Source organism: Streptomyces sp. DH12, assembly GCF_020873895.1.
Classification (GTDB): domain Bacteria; phylum Actinomycetota; class Actinomycetes; order Streptomycetales; family Streptomycetaceae; genus Streptomyces.
In genome coordinates this window covers 44,115-66,059 of record NZ_JAHWGT010000037.1, presented here as the reverse complement: position 1 = coordinate 66,059, position 21,945 = coordinate 44,115, and the positions used below count along the sequence as shown (strand labels likewise).

At 72.4% G+C, this 21,945-nt stretch carries 28 protein-coding genes; 7 read left to right on the top strand and 21 right to left on the bottom strand.

Features of this window, described 5'->3' with window-relative positions:
- Nucleotides 1-89: 89 nt before the first annotated feature.
- From LPA54_RS27320 to LPA54_RS27305, 4 genes are all read left to right on the top strand, one after another.
- Nucleotides 90-833, top strand: a complete 744-nt coding sequence (locus LPA54_RS27320) for a TetR/AcrR family transcriptional regulator (protein ID WP_306806548.1) — start codon at nucleotides 90-92, stop codon at nucleotides 831-833.
- A 196-nt stretch (nucleotides 834-1,029) separates the two neighbouring features.
- A complete protein-coding gene (locus LPA54_RS27315) occupies nucleotides 1,030-2,055 on the top strand; it encodes an endonuclease/exonuclease/phosphatase family protein (RefSeq protein WP_228982494.1) in 1,026 nt (341 codons plus the stop codon).
- Nucleotides 2,056-2,237: 182 nt separating this feature from the next.
- A complete protein-coding gene (locus LPA54_RS27310; RefSeq protein ID WP_228982493.1) occupies nucleotides 2,238-3,029 on the top strand; it encodes a DUF998 domain-containing protein in 792 nt (263 codons plus the stop codon).
- The gene (locus LPA54_RS27305) at nucleotides 3,026-3,883 is read left to right on the top strand and encodes an alpha/beta fold hydrolase (RefSeq protein ID WP_228982491.1); all 858 of its coding nucleotides are present in this window, start codon (nucleotides 3,026-3,028) and stop codon (nucleotides 3,881-3,883) included. Before LPA54_RS27310 ends, LPA54_RS27305 begins: the two co-directional genes overlap by 4 nt.
- Nucleotides 3,884-3,998: 115 nt before the next feature.
- Here the strand turns inward: LPA54_RS27305 and LPA54_RS27300 are convergent, their stop codons facing one another.
- Nucleotides 3,999-4,418, bottom strand: coding sequence for a CBS domain-containing protein (locus LPA54_RS27300; RefSeq protein WP_228982489.1), 420 nt, complete (start codon nucleotides 4,416-4,418; stop codon nucleotides 3,999-4,001).
- Nucleotides 4,419-4,521: 103 nt separating this feature from the next.
- A complete protein-coding gene (locus tag LPA54_RS27295; protein WP_228982487.1) occupies nucleotides 4,522-5,610 on the bottom strand; it encodes a PP2C family protein-serine/threonine phosphatase in 1,089 nt (362 codons plus the stop codon).
- A 147-nt stretch (nucleotides 5,611-5,757) separates the two neighbouring features.
- On the opposite strand from LPA54_RS27295, the gene LPA54_RS27290 reads away from it, so the two are divergent.
- A complete protein-coding gene (locus LPA54_RS27290; RefSeq protein ID WP_228982485.1) occupies nucleotides 5,758-7,119 on the top strand; it encodes a glutamine synthetase family protein in 1,362 nt (453 codons plus the stop codon).
- Between the two features lie 74 nt (nucleotides 7,120-7,193).
- On the opposite strand, the gene LPA54_RS27285 is transcribed toward LPA54_RS27290, so the two are convergent.
- The 17 genes from LPA54_RS27285 to LPA54_RS27205 form a co-directional block, all read right to left on the bottom strand.
- Nucleotides 7,194-8,462, bottom strand: a complete 1,269-nt coding sequence (locus LPA54_RS27285; protein WP_228982484.1) for a site-specific integrase — start codon at nucleotides 8,460-8,462, stop codon at nucleotides 7,194-7,196.
- 81 nt (nucleotides 8,463-8,543) lie between these two features.
- Complete coding sequence (locus tag LPA54_RS27280; RefSeq protein ID WP_228982481.1) at nucleotides 8,544-8,771, bottom strand: helix-turn-helix domain-containing protein; 228 nt, start codon at nucleotides 8,769-8,771, stop codon at nucleotides 8,544-8,546.
- A 460-nt stretch (nucleotides 8,772-9,231) separates the two neighbouring features.
- Complete coding sequence (locus LPA54_RS27275) at nucleotides 9,232-10,707, bottom strand: ATP-binding protein (RefSeq protein ID WP_228982477.1); 1,476 nt, start codon at nucleotides 10,705-10,707, stop codon at nucleotides 9,232-9,234.
- A 3-nt stretch (nucleotides 10,708-10,710) separates the two neighbouring features.
- Nucleotides 10,711-11,559, bottom strand: a complete 849-nt coding sequence (locus LPA54_RS27270; RefSeq protein WP_228982475.1) for a bifunctional DNA primase/polymerase — start codon at nucleotides 11,557-11,559, stop codon at nucleotides 10,711-10,713.
- Nucleotides 11,556-12,281 carry a DNA methylase gene (locus LPA54_RS27265; protein WP_228982472.1) on the bottom strand — a complete coding sequence of 242 codons (726 nt, stop codon included), beginning with the start codon at nucleotides 12,279-12,281 and terminating at the stop codon, nucleotides 11,556-11,558. The genes LPA54_RS27270 and LPA54_RS27265 overlap by 4 nt, the downstream gene beginning before the upstream one ends.
- Nucleotides 12,282-12,380: 99 nt before the next feature.
- Nucleotides 12,381-12,569: a hypothetical protein gene (locus tag LPA54_RS27260; protein ID WP_228982469.1), complete on the bottom strand. Its 189-nt coding sequence runs from the start codon at nucleotides 12,567-12,569 to the stop codon at nucleotides 12,381-12,383.
- Between the two features lie 162 nt (nucleotides 12,570-12,731).
- Complete coding sequence (locus tag LPA54_RS27255; RefSeq protein ID WP_228982468.1) at nucleotides 12,732-12,974, bottom strand: hypothetical protein; 243 nt, start codon at nucleotides 12,972-12,974, stop codon at nucleotides 12,732-12,734.
- A 150-nt stretch (nucleotides 12,975-13,124) separates the two neighbouring features.
- Nucleotides 13,125-15,218 (bottom strand): cell division protein FtsK, encoded by a 2,094-nt coding sequence (locus tag LPA54_RS27250; RefSeq protein WP_228982466.1) that lies wholly within the window; start codon nucleotides 15,216-15,218, stop codon nucleotides 13,125-13,127.
- Nucleotides 15,219-15,309: 91 nt separating this feature from the next.
- Complete coding sequence (locus LPA54_RS27245) at nucleotides 15,310-15,501, bottom strand: hypothetical protein (RefSeq protein WP_228982464.1); 192 nt, start codon at nucleotides 15,499-15,501, stop codon at nucleotides 15,310-15,312.
- A gap of 82 nt (nucleotides 15,502-15,583) precedes the next feature.
- The gene (locus tag LPA54_RS27240; protein ID WP_228982463.1) at nucleotides 15,584-15,775 is read right to left on the bottom strand and encodes a hypothetical protein; all 192 of its coding nucleotides are present in this window, start codon (nucleotides 15,773-15,775) and stop codon (nucleotides 15,584-15,586) included.
- Nucleotide 15,776: 1 nt separating this feature from the next.
- On the bottom strand, nucleotides 15,777-16,115 hold the full coding sequence (locus LPA54_RS27235) for a DUF6251 family protein (protein ID WP_228982461.1): 339 nt from the start codon (nucleotides 16,113-16,115) through the stop codon (nucleotides 15,777-15,779).
- Nucleotides 16,116-16,138: 23 nt separating this feature from the next.
- On the bottom strand, nucleotides 16,139-16,348 hold the full coding sequence (locus LPA54_RS27230; protein ID WP_228982459.1) for a hypothetical protein: 210 nt from the start codon (nucleotides 16,346-16,348) through the stop codon (nucleotides 16,139-16,141).
- A gap of 4 nt (nucleotides 16,349-16,352) precedes the next feature.
- Nucleotides 16,353-16,691: an RRQRL motif-containing zinc-binding protein gene (locus tag LPA54_RS27225; RefSeq protein ID WP_228982457.1), complete on the bottom strand. Its 339-nt coding sequence runs from the start codon at nucleotides 16,689-16,691 to the stop codon at nucleotides 16,353-16,355.
- Nucleotides 16,688-17,803 (bottom strand): conjugal transfer protein, encoded by a 1,116-nt coding sequence (locus tag LPA54_RS27220; protein ID WP_228982454.1) that lies wholly within the window; start codon nucleotides 17,801-17,803, stop codon nucleotides 16,688-16,690. The genes LPA54_RS27225 and LPA54_RS27220 overlap by 4 nt, the downstream gene beginning before the upstream one ends.
- A complete protein-coding gene (locus tag LPA54_RS27215; RefSeq protein WP_228982453.1) occupies nucleotides 17,800-18,081 on the bottom strand; it encodes a DUF6303 family protein in 282 nt (93 codons plus the stop codon). Before LPA54_RS27215 ends, LPA54_RS27220 begins: the two co-directional genes overlap by 4 nt.
- Nucleotides 18,078-18,344, bottom strand: a complete 267-nt coding sequence (locus LPA54_RS27210) for a DUF6284 family protein (protein WP_228982452.1) — start codon at nucleotides 18,342-18,344, stop codon at nucleotides 18,078-18,080. Before LPA54_RS27210 ends, LPA54_RS27215 begins: the two co-directional genes overlap by 4 nt.
- Before the next feature lie 107 nt (nucleotides 18,345-18,451).
- Nucleotides 18,452-18,631, bottom strand: coding sequence for a hypothetical protein (locus LPA54_RS27205; protein ID WP_228982450.1), 180 nt, complete (start codon nucleotides 18,629-18,631; stop codon nucleotides 18,452-18,454).
- Nucleotides 18,632-19,157: 526 nt separating this feature from the next.
- Here LPA54_RS27205 and LPA54_RS27200 point away from each other — a divergent pair.
- Entirely contained in the window at nucleotides 19,158-19,916 is a 759-nt protein-coding gene (locus tag LPA54_RS27200) for an XRE family transcriptional regulator (protein ID WP_228982448.1), read from the top strand.
- 2 nt (nucleotides 19,917-19,918) lie between these two features.
- Nucleotides 19,919-20,392, top strand: a complete 474-nt coding sequence (locus tag LPA54_RS27195) for an NUDIX domain-containing protein (RefSeq protein WP_228982447.1) — start codon at nucleotides 19,919-19,921, stop codon at nucleotides 20,390-20,392.
- Here LPA54_RS27195 and LPA54_RS27190 read toward each other — a convergent pair.
- Both LPA54_RS27190 and LPA54_RS27185 read right to left on the bottom strand, forming a co-directional pair.
- On the bottom strand, nucleotides 20,380-20,952 hold the full coding sequence (locus LPA54_RS27190) for an HD domain-containing protein (protein WP_228982444.1): 573 nt from the start codon (nucleotides 20,950-20,952) through the stop codon (nucleotides 20,380-20,382). The two genes, LPA54_RS27195 and LPA54_RS27190, sit on opposite strands and share 13 nt — an antisense overlap.
- 1 nt (nucleotide 20,953) lies before the next feature.
- Complete coding sequence (locus LPA54_RS27185) at nucleotides 20,954-21,412, bottom strand: GntR family transcriptional regulator (protein WP_228982441.1); 459 nt, start codon at nucleotides 21,410-21,412, stop codon at nucleotides 20,954-20,956.
- Between the last annotated feature and the right edge of the window lie 533 nt (nucleotides 21,413-21,945).

Below are 21,945 nucleotides of genomic sequence, written 5' to 3'. Positions count from 1 at the left end.
CCGGCCTCCCCGCCCCGTACCCCGCCTTCCGGGTCCACCGGACCCGGCCCCGACCGCCCGTCCCTCCCCACCGGCTGGAGGCGAAGCCCTTGCCCCCGCGACCACCCCGACGCCCCCCGACCCACGGCGGCGAGGCGCCCGCCCCGCCACCGACCCCGTCTCCGACCGCGCCGGCGACCCCGCCCCCGGCCGCCGCGCCGCCCCCGGCCGCCGCGCCGGCTCCGCCCTCCCGGCGGGGGCGGCCGCGCAGCGAGGCGGCGGAACGGGCGATCCTCGACGCCGCCGTGACGCTGCTGGAGGACGGCGTCCCGCTCGCCGAGCTGTCCATGGAGCGGATCGCCCGCACCGCCGGGGTCGGCAAGGCCACCGTCTACCGCCGCTGGGCGAGCAAGGAGGAACTGCTCGTCGACCTCATCCGGTCCGCCGAGCCAGCGCAGCCCGAGCTGCCCGGCACCTCCGTGCGCGACGACCTCGTCGCGCTCCTGGAGGCGGTGCGCCGGCGCGGCGCCGCGAAGCACTCCTCCGCCGTGCTGCACACCGTGTTCGCCCAGCTCCGCGGCTACCCCCGGCTCTGGGACGCCTACCGCCGCGCCGTGCTGCGGCCGCACCGCCGCGCCACCCTCGACGTCCTGCGGCGGGGCGTCGGTACCGGCGAGATCAGGCCCGACGCCGACGTCGAGCTGCTCGGCGACCTCTTCGTGGGCCCCGTCATGCTCCGCGCCGTCGTCGCCCCGGACACCGCGCTCGACGAGGACCTGCCCGCCCGGGTCGTCGACACCGTCCTCGCCGGCGCGGCGAACCCGTCCCCCCGACCACCCGCCGCCGGCCCGTGAGGGCCGCCCTCCCCGCGGCCGGTCCGTGCCGGACCCGGGACGGAAGTGTGCGCGTTTCGTCACAACCGGCGCATCGACCGCAACCCCAGGAACCCCGGCCGGTGGCGGGTTCGTCCCTGACTCCGTACGGCCGTCACCTGATCGCCTAGGGTCGTGGTCCGGTACGGCGGAGACCAGAAGCACGTGAGGACGAGGAATGGCGCAGGTGGACGACATGACGGAGACGGGGAACGGCACCGCGGAGGAGCGGCGCGCCGGATCCCGGGTCCGCTCGGTGGTCGACCGCTGGCGGCGCGATCCGGGGATCTGGCGGCGGGGCACGGTGCTCTCGGTGTCGGCGCTGCTGCTCGCGCTCGTGATGGTGCTGCACCGCCACATCCCCAACGACATCGGCAACACGGGCAGCCTCATCGAGACGTTCCTGCCCTGGTTCGGCGTCTTCGTCCCGCTCCTCGCGGGGCTGGCGTTGCTGCGCCGCTCCGCCACCGCCCTCGTCGCCGCCCTCGTCCCGGCGATCGTGTGGGCGAACCTCTTCGGCGGCCTCGTCACCGACAAGAGCGGCACCGGCGGGGACCTCATGGTCGTCACGCACAACGTCAACGCCGACAACCCCGACCCCGAGGGCACGGCCCGCGCCGTCGCCGGGTCCGGGGCGGACGTGCTGGCCCTGGTGGAGCTCAAGCCCGGCATGGTCCCCGTGTACGAGGAGGCGCTCGCCGACGCCTACCCGCACCACTCCGTGCGCGGCACGGTCGGCGTGTGGAGCCGGTACCCGCTCGGCGACAGCCGGCCGGTCGACATCCGCATGGGCTGGACCCGCGCCATGCGCACCACGGTCACCGCCCCGGACGGCCCCGTCGCCGTGTACGTCGCCCACCTGCCGTCCGTGCGGGTCAAGCTGAAGGCCGGCTTCACCGCCAACCAGCGCGACCGCAGCGCCGACCAGCTCGGCCAGGCCATCGCCCAGGAACCCGAGCGCCGGGTCATCCTCCTCGGCGACCTCAACGGCACCATGAACGACCGCTCGCTCAACGCGGTCACCTCGCAGCTGCGCTCCACCCAGGGCGCGGCCGGCGACGGCATGGGCTTCAGCTGGCCGGCGGCGTTCCCGATGGCCCGCATCGACCAGATCCTGGTCCGCGGCGTCGAGCCCGTCGCCTCCTGGTCCCTGCCCCGCACGGACAGCGACCACCTGCCCATCGCCGCCCGGGTCACCTTCTGACGCCCGGGCGCGGGGAGCGCGGCGCGGATCGGGCGGTGACGGCGGGAGCGGCAGGGGCGGCGACGGGACGGGCGGCGGCGGGAACGCGCCGCCCGGGTCCCGGCGACGGCGGGGGACCGCGCCCGCCGCGTCCCGCGGGCACGCCCCTTGCGGGGCGGACGGGCCGCGCCGATCATGGACCCATGACGCCGCCGCGCCCCCGCAGGACCGCCCGGCTCCGGTGCGTGGCCCTCCTCCTCGTCCTCGGCGCCCTCACCTACAGCGCCTGGCTCGCCGAACTGCCGCTGCACACGGGCCTGGACCCGGTGCAGTCGTACGTCAGCGAACTCGCCGCCACCGACCAGCCCCTGGGCGCCGCCTTCCGCACCACCGACCTCGTCGCCGGCGTGCTGCTGCTCGCCGCCGCGCTGCTGGGCCTGACGGCGGTCGAACGCCGCTTCTGGTCGGTGGCCGGCTGGAGCGCCCTCGCGGTCTTCGGGGCGGCCACCGCCGCCGACTCCCGGCTGCCCCTCAGCTGCGCGCCCACCGTCGACGCCGCGTGCGTCGCCCGCGAGGACGCCGGCCTGGTCCCGGCCACGCACACGGCGCACGCCGTCAGCTCCTCCCTCGCCATGGCCGGCGCCGTCACGGCGGTCGTCGCGCTCACCGTCGCGGCCCGCCGCTACCAGTGGTGGCCGGCCCTCGCCCGTACCGGCCCGCTGCTCGTCCCCCTCGTGCTCGCCGCGACGGTCTGGACGCTCGCCGCCGTCGCCGCCTTCGAGGCCGAGCGCGGCCACTGGGCGCTCGGCGCGGGCCAGCGGCTGCAACTGCTGCTGATCGCCGCCTGGCTGCTCCTCCTCGCCCGGGCCCTGCCGTGGCGCCGCCCGGCCGACGGCGAGCCGGCCGGCGGGACCGCACCCGCCGACGGGGCCGAGCCGGCGGAGCGAGGGCCGCGCGTCGAGCCCGCCGAGCGGCGGGCGGAGCGCGCGCGATGAGCGGGGCCCCGCCGGGGAGCGGCTTCGTACGCGTCGGGGGAGTGCCCCACCACGTGGCCGTCACCGGCAGCGGACCGGTGTGCGTGCTGAGCGCCGGGCTGGCGCTGTGCTGGTTCGACTGGGACCCGGTCGTGCCGCTGCTCGCCCCGCACCGCACGGTGGTCCGGTTCGACCGGCCGGGGCACGGGCTCAGCGGCCCCGCCACCGCCGCTCCCACCGCGCGGGGCGAGGCGGCGCGGATCGCGGCCCTCCTGGACGCGCTCGGCACGGCCGGGGAGCGCGCCACCGTCGTCGGCCACTCCCTCGCCGGGTTCCACGCCGAGGCGTTCGCCCGGCTGTACCCGGCGCGGACGGCCGGGCTGGTCCTGGTCGACTCGTCCGTCGAGGAGGCCCCCCGCCCCCCGCGCGCCCCGGCGCTGCGCACCGCCGCGGCGCTCGCCGCCGGTACCGCGCTCGCCGCCGTGGGCGCACCGGCCGCGCTCGGCCCGGCCGCCCGCCGCGCCGCCGTCCGCCTCTCCCGCGCCGGCCACGCGCCGGACCCCGCACCGGCCGAGCCGGTACGCCGCTGCTACCGCACCCGCCGGGTGCTGCGCGGCGCGCTGCTGGAGAACGCCCACTACACGGCGGTCGCCGCGGACCTGGCGGCGGTGCGCGCACGTCACCCGCTGCCCCCGGCGCTGCCCGTCGCGGTGCTCGCCGCGCCCGGTTCGCCGCGCGCCGACGACCGCTGGACGGCCCGCCAGCGCGGCCTCGCCCGCACCCTGGACGCGCGGCTCACCGTCGTCCGGGACGCGGGCCACCTGATGATGCTGGACCGCCCCGACGCGGTCGCCGAGGCGGTCCTGCACCACTGAGCACAGGAGCCCGTACCGCCGGGTCCACACACCGCGCGGGGGCCCGCTGGCCGTCAGCACGGAGGCCGGGCGCGCAGGGTGGGCCGGGCGCGCGGGCCGGGCGGGGCGACGGGGGTCAGGCGCGGGCGTACACGCCCTGGGCGAACTCCGCCACCTTGTCGTCGGGCAGGTGCCGGGCGAGGTCCGCCTCGCTGATGATGCCGACCAGCCGCTTGTTCTCGATGACCGGCAGGCGCTTGATCCGGTGGCCCTGCATCTCCCGCAGGACCTCGTCGACGTCCGCCTGCGCGTCGATCCAGCGCGGCGTGCCCTCCGCGACGTCGCCGCACGTGACGCGCGACGGGTCGCGGCCGGCCGCCACGCACTTGAGGACGATGTCGCGGTCGGTCACGATGCCGCAGAGCCGCTCGTTGTCGTCGGCGATGGGCAGCGCGCCGACGTTGTGCTCGCGCATCAGCTGCGCGGCGCGGTCGAGGGTCTCGTGGGAGGGGATCCAGTGGGCCCCCGGGTGCATGATGTCTCGGGCGGTGGTCATGAGGGTGCGTACCTCCGTGGAACGGCGTGCGTCGTCTCCCCGAGCACCTCCATTCTGGACGCGGCCCGCCGGCCCCGCGACCGGGCGCGGGCCGCGCGGGGCCTCACTCGCCGCAGGTCACCCGCAGCGCGAGCAGCGCCACGTCGTCGGCGACCCGCCCCGTGTACGAGGACACGTCCCGCCACACCGCCCGCACCAGAGCCACCGGGTCGAGGTCCGGCACGATCCGCTCCGCCAGCGGGTAGAACTCCCCGTCCGCGTCCCGCGCCTCCGTCACCCCGTCCGTGTGCGCGAGCAGCACGCACGACGGGTCCAGCGGCACGGTCGCGGTCGGCGGCGCCCGGAACCCGCCCAGGCCCATGCCGAGCGGCGGGCCCGACTCCACCGCCACCTCCCGCACCCCGTGCTCCGTCACCAGCAGCGGCGGCGGGTGACCGCAGCTCAGCACCCGCGCCGCGACCTCCCCGCCCCCGCCGGGGCAGCCACCGTCACCCGGCAGCTCCACCAGGACGGCCGTCGCGAACAGCTCCGACTCCTCGTGCCGCGCCGTGTCCACCACCAGCCGGCGGTCCAACCGGGCGGCCACCCCCGCCAGCTCCGGCTCGTCCAGCACCGCCTCGCGGAAGGTGCCCAGCAGCGCCGCCACCGTGGCGACCGCCGACAGCCCGTGCCCCTGCACGTCCGCCACCACCGCCCGCACCCCGTACGGGCCGCTCTGCACGTCGTACAGGTCGCCGCCCACCAGCGCGCCGCGCTCCGCCGCCCGGTACAGCGCCCCGCACCGCACCCGCCCCACCCGCGGCGGCAGCGGCGGCAGCACCGCGAACTGCGCCGCCTCCGCGACCGTCCGCACCGACACCAGCTGCGCGTCGCGCCGGGCACGCACCCACGCCAGGAACGCGCTCACCACCCCGATCAGCGCGAACGCCAGCACGTCGCCGCCCGACACGTGCTCCGCCCGCACCTCCGGCACCAGCAGCAGCCCCGTCATGACCGCCGCCACCAGGGACGTCCCCCACACCCCGTACACCAGGGACGTCAGCGGCGCCACGACGGCGAAGGCGAAGCCGAGCTGGACCGTCTCCGGCGTGAGCAGCTGCGCGGTCAGCACCGCCCCGAGCAGCGCCCACGGCAGCAGCCGCAGCCGGCCGAGCGGCCTGACGCCGGGCAGTTCGGCAGCGGCACGGTCCATGGACCCAGTCTGCGCGCCCCCGCCGCCGCCCGCCTCCACACCACCTGACGTTACGCACGCCACACCCGGACAGGCACTATGGGTTCGCAACGCGCACGAAACCGTGTGGTGGCATGCTGGCCCTGATCAGCGAGGATGGGTGTGGAAATGGACAAGCAGCAGGAATTCGTGCTCCGGACGCTCGAGGAGCGCGACATCCGCTTCGTGCGGCTGTGGTTCACCGACGTGCTCGGCTTCCTCAAGTCGGTCGCCGTGGCCCCCGCCGAACTGGAGCAGGCCTTCGACGAGGGCATCGGCTTCGACGGGTCCGCCATCGAGGGCTTCGCGCGCGTCTACGAGTCCGACATGATCGCCAAGCCGGACCCGGGCACCTTCCAGATCCTGCCGTGGCGCGCCGAGGCACCGGGCACGGCCCGGATGTTCTGCGACATCCTCATGCCCGACGGCTCCCCCTCGTTCGCCGACCCCCGCTACGTCCTCAAGCGCATCCTCGCCAAGACCTCCGACCTGGGCTTCACCTTCTACACCCACCCGGAGATCGAGTTCTTCCTGCTGAAGGACAAGCCCGTCGACGGCACCCGGCCGACCCCCGCCGACAGCTCCGGCTACTTCGACCACACCCCGCAGAACGTCGGCATGGACTTCCGCCGCCAGGCGATCACGATGCTGGAGTCGATGGGCATCTCCGTGGAGTTCTCCCACCACGAGGGCGCCCCCGGCCAGCAGGAGATCGACCTGCGCTACGCCGACGCCCTGTCCACGGCCGACAACATCATGACGTTCCGCCTGGTCATGAAGCAGGTGGCGTTGGAGCAGGGCGTACAGGCGACGTTCATGCCGAAGCCGTTCTCGGAGTACCCCGGCTCCGGCATGCACACCCACCTCTCCCTCTTCGAGGGCGACCGCAACGCCTTCTACGAGTCCGGCGCCGAGTACCAGCTCTCCAAGGTCGGCCGCTCCTTCATCGCCGGCCTGCTGCGCCACGCGGCGGAGATCTCCGCCGTCACCAACCAGTGGGTCAACTCCTACAAGCGCATCTGGGGCGGCTCCACCCGCACCGCCGGCTCCGGCGGCGAGGCCCCCTCGTACATCTGCTGGGGCCACAACAACCGCTCCGCGCTGATCCGCGTCCCCATGTACAAGCCCGGCAAGACCGGCTCCGCCCGGGTGGAGGTCCGCTCCATCGACTCGGGCGCCAACCCCTACCTGACCTACGCCGTCCTCCTCGCCGCGGGCCTGAAGGGCATCGAGGAGGGCTACGAACTCCCCGCCGGCGCCGACGACGACGTGTGGGCCCTCTCCGACGCCGAACGCCGCGCGATGGGCATCGAACCCCTCCCGCAGAACCTCGGCGAGGCCATCTCCCTCATGGAGCGCAGCGAACTGGTCGCGGAGACCCTCGGCGAGCACGTCTTCGACTTCTTCCTCCGCAACAAGAAGCAGGAGTGGGAGGAGTACCGCAGCGAGGTCACCGCGTTCGAGCTGCGCAAGAACCTGCCGGTGCTGTAAGCCCAGGTCAGCCCGCTATCGCGGGCGCACGCCACTCCCGGCCGACGGTCACCGACCGCCGGCCCGGAGCCGTCTTAGCCGCCCTGGGCCGTCTGTGGGCCGTCGGGCGTCGGAGAAGCGGCCTCGTACATGGTGTCCAGGGCCTTTCGCGCCCGGCCGTCGCTGCTCGGCATCAGGTGCGTGTAGACGCGCAGGGTGAACCCGGGGTCGCTGTGTCCGAGGTACGTGCTCAGCACCTTCACGTTTTCGCCGGCGTCCAGCAGAACCGACGCATAGAAGTGCCGGAGCGCATGCATCCCGTGCTCGCGTGCGGCCTGGTGCCGCTCGCCGGCCGACGGCTGAGGGATGACGCCGGCGGCTACGAGCGCGGGCTTCCACACCCGCGTGTTGAAGTCCGTACGCCGCACGGCCCCACCCCCGTCGATCCGGGTGAACAGCAGGTGCTTGGTCACGAGCGGCCCGTCCGGGCGCAGCCACGGCAGAGTGACGGCAACCGGCGGGAATCGCTCCATGTGCCGCTCCAGGGCGCGCATGACACGGTCGGGGAGCGGCACATCCCTGGCCTTGTTGCGCTTCGGCGGACCAAAGACGAGATGCCCGTTCGCTACCTTCACCTGGCACGCGACATGCAGCCAGCCCGTGTCGAACTTGACCTGGTCGTCCGCCAGGCCGAAGATCTCGCCCTGCCGGAGACCGCACCCCGCGCCGAGGTCGACCGCGGCCTGGTACCGCGCCGGCAGCGCCGAGCGCACAGCGAAGACCCGCTCCGACGACCACGGGACGACCCGCATGTGGCCCGGTTCCGGGGGGCGGACGGACCTTGCATGGCATGGGTTCTTCCGGAGGTGGCCGTCGTCCACGGCTGCGTTCAGGACGGTCGAGACGCTGTTGTAGATGACGCGCCGGTACGACGACGCCGGCACGGCGCCCTCCAGCTGGCTCAGCCAGTCACGAATGTGCCCCGGCTGAAACGAGCCGAGCGGCCGCGTGCCGAGGTACGGGATCGCGTGACTACGAATCTGCACCGCCACGGAAGAGCGTGTGGTCATGTCCGTGGTCTGGGACTCCAACCACTTCTCCGCGTACTCGCGGAAGGTGACGCGGCCCGCCGTCGGGTCGATGTACTGGCCGCGCGACATGTCGGCCTCGATCGCAGCGAGCCACTGTTCGGCAAGGCGCTTCTGCCGGTCGGGGAAGCTTTTGGACTTCTCCGTGCCGTCGGGGCCGATGTAGCGGGCGCGGTAGCGCATGCCGGAGCCGTGGCGGTCGCTCTTGACCCGTCGCGGCCTGCCGTCGCGACCGGTCTCGGTCTTGTACCAGCGGTCTTGAATGTGGCCTGCCATGCAGGGGCCTTCCTTCCTGGGGCACGGCGAGAGCGGGCCGCTGGGCGGCCCGCTCTTGTGGCGTCGGGGTGGTCAGGGGTGTCAGGCGGCGTCGGAGGCCATGCGTTCGGCGGCCCAGCGGTGGACTGCAGCGGGGTCGTAGCGGATGTGCTTGCCGACCCGGAAGCCGGGTGGACCGGTGCGCTTCTTGCGCCACTGGTAGACGGTCTCTTTGGGCACGTCGAAGAGTTCAGCGATGTCGTCGGGGGTGAGGTAGCGGTCCGGGAGTCCTGCCCGGAGCGTGGTCCGGGGGTCGGGGTTTGGTTTCACTGGGTGCCCTCCGGAAGCGGCGGTGGGTGGCTTGGGCGTCCGGGTGTGTCCGAGGTGCGGATTTCTGCGTCACTGCGTCATCTGCGTCATGGGGTACGTCTGACCTGCGGTTATGCGTGACGCAGCGGGTTGGAGGCTGCGTCATGGGTGTCGCAGGGGCTGCGTCATCGATGACGCAGGTGACGCAGGATGACGCAGCCGCCGCCGTCTGCGTCACTGCTGTTGCCGCTGGTCAGGGACCGTTTTCGGGCCCTGGGTGACGCAGGTGACGCAGCGTCTTCCCTCTTAGGACAAAGGGAGGGGTGTCTGTAGTGGTGCGGCGCGGTTCGAAGAGCGAAGTGCGGAGCCGCTTCGCGGCGCGTCTATTGGGCGGCGGCGAGCCGCCGAACTGCAAGAGGAGCACGCCTGGCGTGGCGCCTGGTGCTCTTCTTGCTTGTCCGTGCCGCGTCGGTGCTGCGGGTCAGTGGAGGGCGTTCTGCTGGTGTGCGGGGGGCTGGGGCGGGCGGGTCATGGCGATGTAGCGGGCGGCGCCGGTGCGGCCCCAGTCGACGAGGACGGCCCGGGCGGCAAGGGTGGGCTGGAGGCGCTTGAGGCGGTCGGAGAGGACTTTGCCGGTGGTCGGCCAGCCTTTGGGCAGGGGGCGGTACTCCTCGCCGGTGTAGAGGCCGGTGAGGGCGTACAGCCACTCCGAGGACGTCATCCGCGTCTCTTCGCCCGGCATCATGCCGGCGGCGTGCTTCAACACGGTCTGGGCCAGCAGGTCGCCCTCGATGACGTCGTCGTTGAGGTCGTCCAGCCTGGCCCGGTAGGCGCTCAGCGAGCCGAAGCCGGTCGCGGCGTCGAGCCGTGCGCACAGGTGCGCGAAGTCGGCCATCCGCAGATCGGTCGGGATGTCCGCCTCGGCGGCCCGCACCTTCACCGTGAGGTCCAGGAGCGAACCGAGGATGATCGGTAGCACCTGCTCGTACTCCGCCCACAGCTCCTCTTCGGAGCGCCGCACTCGGGGGCGTTCCAGGTGGAGGGGGAGGAGTCGTTCAGCGAGGTCGGGGCGGATGACGCCGACGTCGATGCCAGTGAGCAGCAGGGGTTTGCGGTAGCGGGAGCGGACCACGTCGCCGTCGGTGAACAGGGCCCGCTTGACGGTCTCGGCGCCGGTGACGATGCAGCACATGAGGTCGGAGAGGTCCGGCGCCATGTGGGAGAGGTTGTCCAGGGCGGTGACCCATCCCGCGGCGACGGCCGCGATCAGGTTCTCCTCGTCCTTCGGGGAGCGGCGCAGGTCGCTGCTCATGCCCTCGATGATCCGCAGGAGCATCCGCGCGCCGGTGGACTTTCCCGCCCCCTGCGGGCCGGTGAGGAAGGGGGCGGGGACGGGGACGGATGGGCCGAGGCAGCCGACGAGCCAGGCGAGGGCCAGGCTTTCGGTCTCGGCGTTGGCGAAGTTGGTCAGCCGCAACAGCAGGTCGATGCCCTTGCCGTCGGTGTCCTTGACGGGTAGGGGGAGTTCCCCGGTGAGCTGGGTCCTGCGCCAGCACACCTCCCGCGGGTCCGGTACGAGGATGTCCCACCCGGTGGGGTGGATGCGGACCGACTTGCCGTCGTCGCGCCCGAGGTCGAGCCAGGTGGCGCCGTCGAAGCCGGGCGCGACGCGGATGTGCACCGGCTGCACCTCCTCGGTGAGCGCCAGCGCCTCGATGAGGTCGAGGGCTTCCTTCAGCGCGGTGCCGTTGAACACCCCGATGCCGTCGCGGTAGAGGCCGACCATGAGTTCCTGCCGGTGGCTGCCGGTCGTGCCCTGGGAGCGGATCGGCCGGGCCACCGGGTGGCCGTTCTTCTGCGCGTACACGGTGCCGTCGGCGGTGCGGAAGTACCGGAAGTGCGCCGCCGCGTAGTCGGTGATGATCTCGCGGGCCGGGGTCTTCTCGTCCTCAGCCACGGCTCACATCCCCAAGGCCGTGCGGGCGTTCGTCCACGCGTCCGTGCAGTGCCGCAGGCTCTCGCCCTTGGCCTGTGCAGCGGCGAACAGCCGCCCGACGTGCGCGTCGGTGAGGCAGCCACACCCCCCGTGGGCGGAGAGCACCGCCAGGAACGTCCGGTACACGGTCGCGTGGATCGCGCTGTGGGCCGCGGTGATGCGCTGCTCCGCCATGGCGATGCCCCGCTCCAGGTAGACGGGCGTGCGGTGGCGGCACTCCCCGCCCCCGACCGACACGGGCACGGCGACGGGCCGCGGGGCCGACCGGACCGCGGGGGGCGCCTTCTCGACCAGCGTGCGTACGGCCGCCGGCAGGGCGGTCGTGGTGCCGGTGCCGGGGCCGAGGTAGCGGGCGTAGGACATGGCGGACTTGATGTCGACGCCGGGCCGGACGCCGTTGGCGGAGGGCATCACGCCCCGGTAGATCCAGTGTTCCCCGCGCGTCGTCGGCACGGTCCGGGTGGCGGGCAGGTGCTCACGGGCCCAGGCGATGGCCGCCGGGTCGTCCAGGTCGACCACGGTCACACCGGCGCCGCCGGGGTGGTAGGCGACCGCCACCGCCCGCCGCCACACGGCGCCCCAGGCGGGGGAGGTGAGGATGGCGCGGTCGGCGGTGGCGGCGGCCCAGGCGTGGCACACCCGCGGGCAGGCGCAGGGGCCGGGGCGCTTCATGTTCGGGCGCCCGCCGCAGGCGTTGTCGGCGCAGGTGCGGCAGTTGCCGAACGGGACCTTCCCCGCCCGCAGGGGCAGGACCGGCACGCCGGACGCCGCAAGGCTCACGGCCGTGTGCAGGGGAGAGGACATCGCGCTCATGCCGCCACCGCCGGCGTCCGGGTGGCGAGGAAGGCGGAGCCGATCCACTGGGTGTAGGCCGGGGGGATCGCCTCGGTCAGCTCCTCGCGCACATCGGTCCACGTGATGCCCATCGCACTCTGAAGCTCGCGGACGCTCGGCTTGCCGCCGCCGTTGCCGTACGGGGCGACGTAGGGGCCGTCGTGGTACTCCCCGTGCCGCCACCCGCGCACCCGGCCCCTGTGCTTGGGGTGCGCCGGCTGGGCGGTGGTCCAGCCGCCGAGTTCGAAGTTGCGGTGACGCAGGACGTCGAGGGAGAACATCTCCCCGCACAGCCACACGTCCCGGCGGATCTCCGCCTGGCCGTTGGGCTGCTCGATGACGTAGGGCAGACCGGACGCCTCCAGCAGCACCCGCGTCGGGGCCACGAGGTCGACGTGGGTGCCACCCCAACCGCGGGAGGCGTTGGTGCCCACGGAGAGGTTGCACTTCGCCTGGCACGGCGGGGAGGAGTGGACGAACGCGTACCGCTCGATCTCCCCCGAGCCGATGAGCGCGGCCAGCACGTCCAGGGCGTTGCCCTGAACGAGCCGGAAGGGGTAGTTCGGGCGGGGGGCGATGTCCACGCCGGTGACGTCGAATCCGGCGCGGTGATAGCCCATGGCGGCGCCGCCGGCGCACGCGTACAGGTCTAGCAAACGCGGCCGGTGGCCGTCTCGCCGGACGAGGGTCGGATGGGTCATGCTGGATGTCCTCCACTGTTGAGTTGGTGGATGAGGGCGGCCCCGGACTTTGGCGAGACGGGGGCCGCCCTCCGTGCTTGTCGGTGTGTGGTCCAGGGCCTACAGGTTCGGGAGGGCCTGGACGATGGCGGTGGTGAGCTGGTTGATGGGGCCAGCGGCGCCGGTGGAGGCGAGGAAGAAGCCGAACCCGGCGGCGGTGAACGCCGAGCCGTAGCTCAGGCTGTTGGAGCGCAGGAGGAAGAACAGGGCGAGGCCGAAGAGCGCGACCAGGGAGACGGTCACGACCATGGTGGGAACTCCTTTGACGGCTGGTCGGGGTGGCTGGATAGGCTGCGGGCACCTTGGGTGCTGACAAGCTCGGGGGATGGCCGACGGCTGCGTCCGCCTAGCTCCTGCAAGGAGCGGGGTACGTCTCATGACGGGCGCCGTCGGCCGCCTTGTGCCCGGGGGTCAGCGGGTGCCGGTGCGATGGGTGACGCGGGCGGTGGTGAACAGGCGGCGGCCGGTGCGCAGGCGCTTGCCGTGGCCCTTGCAGCGGCGGCAGCGCTTCCCGCGCTGGGGGCGGCCCTTGCGGTCGGTGTGGGTGGCGAAGCCGAAGCCGCGGCACTTGCGGCACGTGCCGAACGGCGCGGCCGAGCACAACAGTGCGTAACCGGCGAGGATCAACAGGATCGTGAGGCTAGCGAGAGCCACCGGGGCTCACATCCCTTCACAGGGCGAGTTTCGTGGGTTTGCGCAGGTGGGCCGCTAGTCGCTAGTTCGCTGGTCAGCGGCCCTGTGGGGCGCTAGTGGGGCTGCTAGACCTAGCGGGCGCGGGTGCTAGGTCTAGCAGCGTTGCTCGGGTCAGGCGGCGGCCCGATCGGCGTTACGGCGCGTGATGGCGGCGGCCACGTCGGCGCGCTTGATGCCGCGCCGGTTCGCGCCCTCGCCGTCGTCGGTCTGCCCCCACACCTGGCCCGGCTTGATGGCCCAGGGCTTGAGTGCGGCGGTGACGTTCTCGCCCTGCCACCCCGCATACGTCTGGGGGTGTGCGGCGGTGAGGCGGGCGGCGATCCGCTCGCACCACACGGCCTTCTCGCCGTCCGCGATCACATCGAGGACGTCGGCGAGGATGTCCGACCCGTTGGTCTTCTCGGGGCCCTTGCCGATGGCGTGGCCGGTGACGTTGCCGTACTCCTCGCGCACCTGGCGGGCTCGGGCCACGACCTGCTGTGCGGCGAGGGCGTCGACGAACGCGGAGGCGACGATGCGGGGGTCGTCGCCCTCGCCGGCCATCCAGCAGATGCCGCGATCGGAGCGGGAGAACATCGTCGCCCGGTACCCCGACTTGTACATCGACGTGCCCAGCACCATGTCGTTGGCGGGCTGACCCATGACCTTCAGGCAGAACCGCAAAACGGCGTTCGCGCTGATCCCGGTCGGCAGAGACTTGGCGTCGGGGCGCTGGGTGCCGAAGAGCGCGACGATGCCGAGCGCGGGACCGCGCTTGACCAGGTCAGTGCAGATCGCTTCGATCTCCCCGCCGTGCTCGGAGTGCTCGAAGGGCACCTGGCACTCATCGAACCCGACCACGATCGGATGCAACCCCAAGCTCTTGTCACTGGCCAGCTCGGGGGTGACCTTCGACTCCGGGCAGCGGCTTGCCGGCAGTCCCTTGATGACCTTCGCGCGGCGCCGCAACTCCTCCTTCAGCTCCCGCAGCGCGTCCAGCACGTATCCGATGTCGTTGTCTTCTTCCCCGGCGCGGTAGCGGTGGCAGACGGGCTCCAGGGCGCCGAAGTCGCCGGTGCCCTTGAAGTCGAAGGCGTGGATCTCCGCGCGCGGGTCGAGGGCGGCGATGAGCAGCAGCAGACGCATGAGGAAGGTCTTGCCCATGCGGGGGATGGACCCGACGACGACGGAGGCGAACATGAGCGTCACGCTCACGTCGCGCATGCGCTGGTCGTTGCCGAACACGACCGGCTTGAACAGGTCGACCGTGCCCGACTTCAGCAGCGGCCACGCCGGTTTCGTGGTCTCGTTCATCGGCTTGTCCCCCACCCAGAGCACCAACCGTCCCTCGTGCTCGGTGGGGTCGGGGGAGGGCCACACGCAGCCGACCTTGCGGCGCAGACCGGAGGCGAGCGGCTTGCGGGCCTCCATGATGTCCTCCGGCGTCACGCCGTAGGGGAGGTCCAGGTCGGCGCGGTAGCCGGGCCCGTCGCGCACGATCTCCGAGACGAACCGCAGCCCGTTCATGTCGCCGCCCTTCTTGATGGCGGCGGAGACCTTCGCGTTTCCGATCGAGTCCAGGCCGCGCAGCACAATCGACCCGGTGAGCTTCTGGACTTCGGTCTTGAGGACCGCCGGGCCGACCACCGGCGCGTCGGGCTGCTGCCCCGCGAACCCGAGCAGCAGCACCCCTCCCGCGGCGAACGCGTACAGGTAGGCAGGCGCCAGCACATACAGCCACAGGGCGAAGCCGACCCCGAACACGGCCGCGACCAGGGACACCAGGCCGCGCAGGCGGACGCGTCCGGCGCGGAGCTTGGCCAGCCGCATGTACTCCTCCACGTCCTGCCGGACCACCGCGTGCGCCCGCAGCGGGGCCGCTTCGCGGTCCCACACCCAGCGGTGGGTGGAGGCGACGAACCGGCACGCACCGCGCGGCGCCATCACGGACAGCCGTCCGGCGTACACGGGGATGCGGACGCCGTGGTAGAGGGCGGCGTAGCCGATGTTGGCGGCCGTGTGGCGGGCGGTGGCGGTGAAGTCGCGGCGGTTGGTCAGCCACCCGGCCAGCACCGGTTTGCGCTTCTCGCTCACCACGCCGGGCTTGGGCAGGGTGGGGTTGTCGACCGGCGGCGGTCCGGTCGGGGTCTCGTCGGGGTCGGGGGTGTCGGCGGCCGGGGTGGGCACGGGCCGCAGGTGTGTCGGCGGACTGGTGGTGTCCGTCATGCTGGGGGTCTCCTGTCTGCTGAACAGGCGGATGAGGGGGCCCGGGGCGGCCGACGTTCCTTGGCCGGGTGACGGCCGCCCCGGGGCATGGTCAGCGAGTGCGGCGGGCGCGGTCGTAGTCGGCCCGGGTGCACCCGGCGTTCTCGGCGGCGGTCAGTGCGCGGTCGGCGAGCTGGGCGGCCTGTCGGGCGGCGCCCGACTCGATGCCGTGCTCGGTGCCGATGCGGACCATGTCCTTGCTGGCGGCGACGGCGAGGGCGGCGAGGTGTTCCTTGCGGTTCATGCGGGGCCCCTTGTCTGGGCCGGGTCTGTCCCGGCTCCCTCCCGCCGCCCGCCGGGGGTGGACGGGCGGCGAGGGGCAGCCGTCAGGCGGGCCGCAGTTCGTGCGTGTGACACAGGACGGGGGCGATGAGCCAACTGATCCCGTTGACGGTCCACCGGCCGCCCGTGAGGGGGCCGGGCGGGACCTCGTCCACGATCCGGCCCGTCCGGCCGACCGTGCGCGGGTCGTCCTCACAGGCCACGATCCGGACCTTGTCGCCGGCGTTGAACGGCATGTCAGTCCCTCCCCGGGCGGCTGCCGACGGCCTTGACGACCGTGACGACGCCCCAGGCACACACCGCGGCGAGCAGCGCGAGGATGGCCAGGTTGGCGGCGATGGCGGTGAGCACGCCGACCAGCAGCGGGCCGAAGTAGACCCCGGCCGCCACCGCCCCGGCGCCGACACCGGTGCCGAGCGCCAGGCGCTGGATGGTGTGGTCGGGCGGGGCGTGGTGGATGTGCTGCACCACCGGCCCCGGCGCCGCCGTGGGCGTCGGGAGGTCGGCGGGGTGGACGTAGGTGTAGGTGCCGTCGGGGAGCTGTATCACCCGGGCGGGTTCGGGCAGGTTTGCCATGGATGGTCCTCCTGGCCGGGGTTTCAGCGGCGCGGGTAGCCGTGGCCGGTGGGCGGGTAGGTTTCGGCGGCCTTGTCGGTCATCAGGCCCTCCATGACGACCGACTGGAAGTCGGCGTCCAGGCCGGTCGTCGGCTCACACTCGAAGGCGTCGTCAGCCCGGTCCAAAAGCCGACGGGTGCGGGCGTCGTCGGTGGCGGGCGTCTCGCTACTGCTGCGGCGGAACAAACCCATGGGGTCACTCCTCGTACCGCTGGTTGGGGTAGGCGCAGGGCACGCACATGCCGAGTGACGGCGGGATGCAGTACCCGGCATCACGTCGGCAGCTCGGGCAGGTGCGCCGCGCGGCCATGGCGCGCTGGAGCGCGGCGGCCCGGCCCGGCGTCATCGGCCGGACCGGTTTGGCAAGGTCGAGTCGGTAGAGGTAGGCGACCAGCGGGCCGCGTCGGCGGCGCGGGCGTTCGAGTTGCGCGGCGACCGGCTGACCGCCGGGCCGAAGCCCCCGCGAGCGGAGTTGCCGGCGGGTGGCGAGCCCGTCGGGGGCGAGACGCCATCGGTAGACGGGGACGGCGCTCACGCGAGGGCCCTACCGCGTTCGGCGCGCAGGGTCTCGCGCAGCCACCGGCCCTTTTCCGGTGACGTGCGCACCGCGCGGCGAATCCGGTCGGCGGTCAAGTCCTCAACCGCCCACCCCTCGGTAAGCTGCCGTGCCTCAGCCAGCAACTCGTCCCTCGTGCGGCGGGGCTGGGTCGACTTCGCGGCGGCCGGTACTCGACCGGTCGCCCGACGGCGGGGCGGTACTTCGGCGGCCACCGCCCGGGTCACAGCCCGACCGGTCGGCTCCGCCGAGGCGTGCGGGGCGGGCGTCTCTGCCTCGATCGGGTCGGGCAGTACCGGCACCGGCTCCAGGGCCGGTACAGGCAGGTCAGAGGTAGACCGTTTCGCGATACTCTGTTCCGATTCATCCGCATTCTCGGCGGGGACCCCCGTGGTGGATCGGTCTACTTCCAGCTCCACCACCGGGGCGACCGGTTCGGGGTCGATCGGCGGCGTGCCGAACATGGCTGCCAGGGCGGCGTCGGCGCCGTCGGTGACCCGTCGGCGCTGCACATCCAACAGCCGAGCCCCAAGCGCGCCGTCGCCGGTGCCGACCTTCCGGGCGAGCTTCCAAGTCTTCAGCTCCGACTTGGCGCGGACCTCCTCATCCGGGTGGTGGGCGGCCCGCGCCCGGTGGTAGGCCAGCGCCTGGACCACCGCGGCGGCGCGGTGCTCGGCTTCGGCATCCCGCCCGTCGCGGTGGACGACGATCCGCCGCGCGAGGAACGCGGCCCCCTCGGCGGCCGCGGTCATGCCCATGGGGGTCAGGGCGTAGATGATGACCTCGCCCGGTGTCGTGGCGGCGGTGGCGGCCATCACGGAGGCGGCGGCGGGCAGGGCCCACAGGCCGACCCGGATCGCGAGCGGCGAGGACTGGCCCAGCATCGTCAGCCCGAGCAGCAGCAGCGCCAGTACCGCGGTCGCGCCCTCGCCGGCCGCGACCGCACCCACCGCCGTGCCCTGCCCGTAAGCGGCCGTGATGTTGCTGTAGGTGCCGTACCCGCCCGCCACACCCGTGGCGACCATCGGCACGAACGCCGCACCCAACACGATCGTCTGGGCGCGGGTCAGCTCCCTGCCCGTCGCGCTCACGACGCGCCACCGCTCTTGGCGGGGCGGACGGTGAGCGTGCCGAACAGGCGGGCCCACTCGGTGGTGGCGTAGGGCAGCTCGTCCCACTCCCACTCGGCCCCCTTGACCGGCTCGAAGCCGAGCACCGCGAGCGCCTCGATGCGCTCGCCGAGCGTCGGGATCGGGGCGGTGCGGTGGAAGTCATGCGTGGGCCAGGTCTTGGAGTGGGTCCCGTCGGTGACGACGTACAGCTCCCACTCGCCCTGGCAGGTGTTGCTCAGTCGGGCCCGGTGGCTCATGCGGCACCACCCGTCAGCGCGATGCCGGCGCGGTTGGTCAGGTCCCGGCGGGCCGCCAGTACCCGGCGGCGGGCCCGTCGGATGCGCTGGGCGTCCAGCTCCGTCACGAAGCGGTCCAGGGTCATGATGTGCGCGTCGAGCAGGTCGACCTCCGCCAGGATCAGCGGCAGTTCCTCCTCGATCGCGTCCAGCTCAGCGGCGGTCGGCTCCATCCACGGAGCGAACGCGGTAACAGCGTCCTGAACAGTGACGATGTGGTCCATGGGTCGTGGTCTCCCTAGCAGGTGAAACGGCCCGAACAGAGCCCCCGGAGTTGCACCTCCGGGGGCTCGCGCCGTTCATCGGGTGTAGGTGGGGCAGGCAGGTATGCCTACTTCTGGGTGATCGTGATGTTGCCGATCGGCTCGTATCCCCTGCTGCGCAAGCTGCGCTCGACCGCCTTCTTGGCGGCCTGCGGCGAGGATGCGCTCAGCGTGCCGCTCGCGCTCGTGCTCTCCCCAGGGGTCAGGGTGTCGGCGAGTTCGTCGGCGGTGAAGCGGTACTTCGGCACGAGGTTCTCCCCTCGGTTTCGGGTCCGGCCCGTTCCGGCTCCCCTCGGCCCCGCCCGTACGGCACCCCCGCGAAAGGGGCCCGGACGGGCGGGGGAGGCAACCGGCCGCAGCGGCAAACCGCTGCGGAGAGGTTGAGCGCGCGGGCCTATGCCGCGCCGACCGCCTTCTTGCGCTGAGGACAGGCGGTGAATCCTCGGTCCACTGTTCAGTTCTCAAGCACCGGACGCTTCCTTCGAGCTGATCCCGATCGCGGGGGCCCTCCGGGCGACGGGAACAGCCGCATGGGCAACTCCCACCGATCGACGCTGGCCCCGAAGGACCCCGCGTCGAGCGGTACCTCTATTACAGGTACTGCATTGCTCGTCGTCAAGCGCAGCAACGAAAGGTCTTGGTTCTGCGCCAGGAAGTCCCTGGCGCACACTCAGAATCGCCCCAGGCCAGGGGCCTTGTGCACCCCGTTCGTGGACAGCTCCAGAGCATCTGGCTACCTTCAAGAGGTCCCAAGACGTCCCATGGGGGGTGGAGATGTCCAACGAGCGTTTGCGCTCAGCCCTGCTTGCCCGAGGTGCCACAGCTCTGGAACTGGCAGAAGCGATCCAGGTCAACCCGAAGACGGTGGAGCGCTGGATCACGCAGGGCAAGGTGCCGTACCGCCGCCACCAGTACGCCACGGCCGCGTTCCTGAAAGTCGATGTGACGACGCTCTGGGACGACTCACGGGCGGTGGAGACGGCAACCGACCTCAGCAAAGCCGAGATCGTCACCGTCTATCCGCACCGGCACATGGTGCCTGCCGGGCTCTGGCGCGAGATGTACGCGCGGGCGGAGAGGCAGCTCGATGTACTCGTGTACGCGGGCCTGTGGCTCTCCGAAGACCCGGCCTTCCTTGGCATCCTGAGGGCCAAGTCAGAAGCGCGCATCCGAGTTCGCATCCTGCTTGGAGATCCGGACTGCCCGGCCGTGAGGCAGCGCGGAATTGACGAGGGCCACCGCATTATGGACGGGAAGATCCGAAACGCGCTGGTCAACTACCAGCCGCTCTTCAAGAGCCACCCCGACATCGGCTTCAGGCTGCATGACGCGACGCTCTACAACTCCCTCTACCGGTCTGACGACGAGATGCTGGTGAACACCCACGTCTACGGCATCGGCGCCTACATGGCACCCGTCCTTCATCTGCGCAGACTTCCGGGAGGTGGGCTCTTCGACACGTACGCGAATAGCATCGAGCAGACCTGGGGAGGCGCGCGCCAGGTAACAGCGCAGGACATCATCGGAGGCTGAGCATGGGACGCATCGACTACCTGCACGACCTGGACGCCCCGCCGGCCAACTCCGTGGTGCCGTCCGTTGTGGCGTTCGTCCAGGACGAAGAGGGCCGGGTGCTGATGATCCAGCGGTCCGACAACGGCAGGTGGGCTCTGCCCGGCGGCGGCCACGACGTTGGCGAGTCGATCAGCGACACCGTGGTCCGGGAGGTCTGGGAGGAGACCGGCATCAAGGCCGAGGTCATCGACATGTCCGGGATCTACACCGACCCCGGACACGTGATGCTGTACGACGACGGCGAGGCGCGGCAGCAGTTCTCCATCTGCTTCCGGGCCCGGCCCGTCGGCGGTGAGGTGCGGACGAGCAACGAGACGACGCAGGTCCGCTGGGTCACCCCGGCGGACCTGGCCGAACTCGACATCCACCCCACCATGCGGCTCCGGATCGAGCATGCACTGGACCGGACGCGCACGGCGCCCTACATCGGCTGACGCTTCACTGCGGCGACGCGTTCGAGGACGCGTGCGGTGCAGGCGAGGATCTCCGGTTCGGCGCGGCGGATGAATGTCCCGATCAGGCTGTCCGCGCCGTACCGCCCCGCGATCTCGTTGATGCGGTCAACCGGGTTCGTGGGTGTCCCATCCGGCGTGGTGTTCATGTCGCAGAAGCACAGGGCGTCGTCCAGGTGGGGGAGGTCCCTGGGGAACTCGCCCTCCAGCTCCTCCCGCAGCCCGCGCGTTTCGGCCTCCATCCACGCACACGAGTGGTGCGCGACGAGCCGGACGACCCGCTCATCGGCCTTGGCGACATCGCGCAGATGGCGAGCGCCGTCCAGCGGGTGGAACCCGGTCTTGACCAGCTCCGGGGAATACCCGATGTCGTGCAGTACCGCCGCCGCCTCCAGCAGCTCGGCGTCGTCACCGAGAATGGGCGCGATGATCCGCGCCCGCTCAGCCACGCCCTGCGAGTGCGCCCACCGACGCGGGAGCGGCTCGGCAAGAAGCGACTTCGCGAGCGGGTAAGCCCACTCGGTCAACGATGTGGCAGTCATGTCAGGAACGCTCCTCTCGGCCCGGCATGGTCAGTACGGTCCGCTGCTTGCCCTGTCGGCTCTCCGAGAGCAACCCCTCGGCCGCCAGCTTGTCCAAGGCCTTGGCGATGGTCGGCCGGGAGACATCGAACCGGTCCGCCAACGCCGACGTGCTGGGGAACGCGTCCCCCACCTTCAAGCCGTCCGTACGGAAGACGTCCGCCAGGCGCTCGGCCAACGGGCGACGGTCGCGTTGCTCGCCGTCGCGGACGACGCGCCAGCGGCCCCCAGGAACGGGCTCGGCGAGTCCCTCTTGCTGGAGGGCCCGGAAGGCCCGGAGCGCGACGCCCCGCGAGACGCCGTGCACAGCCATCAGTTCCGCGAGCGTGGGCAGCTCAACCCTCTCCATATCGGCGTTGATCTGCTCCTTCACCGCGTCGGCAATCTTCAGGAAGGTCCCCCGAGGGCTCGGCTGCGACACGCGCTCTCCTTCTGCTGATCAGCGGGTTGCCTCCATTGTCTCCGGCCAGTGTGGCAGTGGGTTCGAGCGCGGGTTGCTGGACTGCCGACAGTGCCACATGCAGCGGCTTGTGGGCCATGTGTGGGCCAGGGACCGCCGTGCCGTGGCCCGTGCCGGTCATACCCGCAGGTCAGGTGACCGTCGGCAACCGTTGACGGAGCGTTCTTGAAAACCGTCGCAGCCGAGGACAGCGGAACTTTCCCTACTCCATCAAGGCACCCGCCGCGCAAAGCGCGGCCCGCCGTCGCCCGGGCCTGCGCTCCTGTCTACGCCCCGCTCCCACCCGGCGGCTGGCCGCACGCCTGCGGCTCGGGTTGATGAGAGACGAACCCACGAGGTGGCCGAGGCGGTACGCGAGTGCGGCTCAGGGTGATGCCTCCGGCGGGGGCGCTTCTCCGGGATGGGAGGGGACCGTACGCGGGTGCCGGCTGGTGGGGTGTAGCGGTGGGGGCGCCCATCCCGCCTGCCGTCGATCCGGGCGGAGCCGAGCAGAC

What these genes read in the sequence shown, in the direction of transcription:
- LPA54_RS27315 (WP_228982494.1), top strand. Translation starts at nt 1,030, where the DNA reads ATGGCGCAGGTGGACGACATGACGGAGACGGGGAACGGCACCGCGGAG.
- LPA54_RS27310 (WP_228982493.1), top strand. Translation starts at nt 2,238, where the DNA reads ATGACGCCGCCGCGCCCCCGCAGGACCGCCCGGCTCCGGTGCGTGGCC.
- LPA54_RS27305 (WP_228982491.1), top strand. Translation starts at nt 3,026, where the DNA reads ATGAGCGGGGCCCCGCCGGGGAGCGGCTTCGTACGCGTCGGGGGAGTG.
- LPA54_RS27300 (WP_228982489.1), bottom strand. Translation starts at nt 4,418, where the DNA reads ATGACCACCGCCCGAGACATCATGCACCCGGGGGCCCACTGGATCCCC.
- LPA54_RS27295 (WP_228982487.1), bottom strand. Translation starts at nt 5,610, where the DNA reads ATGGACCGTGCCGCTGCCGAACTGCCCGGCGTCAGGCCGCTCGGCCGG.
- LPA54_RS27290 (WP_228982485.1), top strand. Translation starts at nt 5,758, where the DNA reads ATGGACAAGCAGCAGGAATTCGTGCTCCGGACGCTCGAGGAGCGCGAC.
- LPA54_RS27285 (WP_228982484.1), bottom strand. Translation starts at nt 8,462, where the DNA reads ATGGCAGGCCACATTCAAGACCGCTGGTACAAGACCGAGACCGGTCGC.
- LPA54_RS27270 (WP_228982475.1), bottom strand. Translation starts at nt 11,559, where the DNA reads ATGAGCGCGATGTCCTCTCCCCTGCACACGGCCGTGAGCCTTGCGGCG.
- LPA54_RS27265 (WP_228982472.1), bottom strand. Translation starts at nt 12,281, where the DNA reads ATGACCCATCCGACCCTCGTCCGGCGAGACGGCCACCGGCCGCGTTTG.
- LPA54_RS27260 (WP_228982469.1), bottom strand. Translation starts at nt 12,569, where the DNA reads ATGGTCGTGACCGTCTCCCTGGTCGCGCTCTTCGGCCTCGCCCTGTTC.
- LPA54_RS27250 (WP_228982466.1), bottom strand. Translation starts at nt 15,218, where the DNA reads ATGACGGACACCACCAGTCCGCCGACACACCTGCGGCCCGTGCCCACC.
- LPA54_RS27245 (WP_228982464.1), bottom strand. Translation starts at nt 15,501, where the DNA reads ATGAACCGCAAGGAACACCTCGCCGCCCTCGCCGTCGCCGCCAGCAAG.
- LPA54_RS27240 (WP_228982463.1), bottom strand. Translation starts at nt 15,775, where the DNA reads ATGCCGTTCAACGCCGGCGACAAGGTCCGGATCGTGGCCTGTGAGGAC.
- LPA54_RS27235 (WP_228982461.1), bottom strand. Translation starts at nt 16,115, where the DNA reads ATGGCAAACCTGCCCGAACCCGCCCGGGTGATACAGCTCCCCGACGGC.
- LPA54_RS27230 (WP_228982459.1), bottom strand. Translation starts at nt 16,348, where the DNA reads ATGGGTTTGTTCCGCCGCAGCAGTAGCGAGACGCCCGCCACCGACGAC.
- LPA54_RS27215 (WP_228982453.1), bottom strand. Translation starts at nt 18,081, where the DNA reads ATGAGCCACCGGGCCCGACTGAGCAACACCTGCCAGGGCGAGTGGGAG.
- LPA54_RS27210 (WP_228982452.1), bottom strand. Translation starts at nt 18,344, where the DNA reads ATGGACCACATCGTCACTGTTCAGGACGCTGTTACCGCGTTCGCTCCG.
- LPA54_RS27200 (WP_228982448.1), top strand. Translation starts at nt 19,158, where the DNA reads ATGTCCAACGAGCGTTTGCGCTCAGCCCTGCTTGCCCGAGGTGCCACA.
- LPA54_RS27195 (WP_228982447.1), top strand. Translation starts at nt 19,919, where the DNA reads ATGGGACGCATCGACTACCTGCACGACCTGGACGCCCCGCCGGCCAAC.
- LPA54_RS27190 (WP_228982444.1), bottom strand. Translation starts at nt 20,952, where the DNA reads ATGACTGCCACATCGTTGACCGAGTGGGCTTACCCGCTCGCGAAGTCG.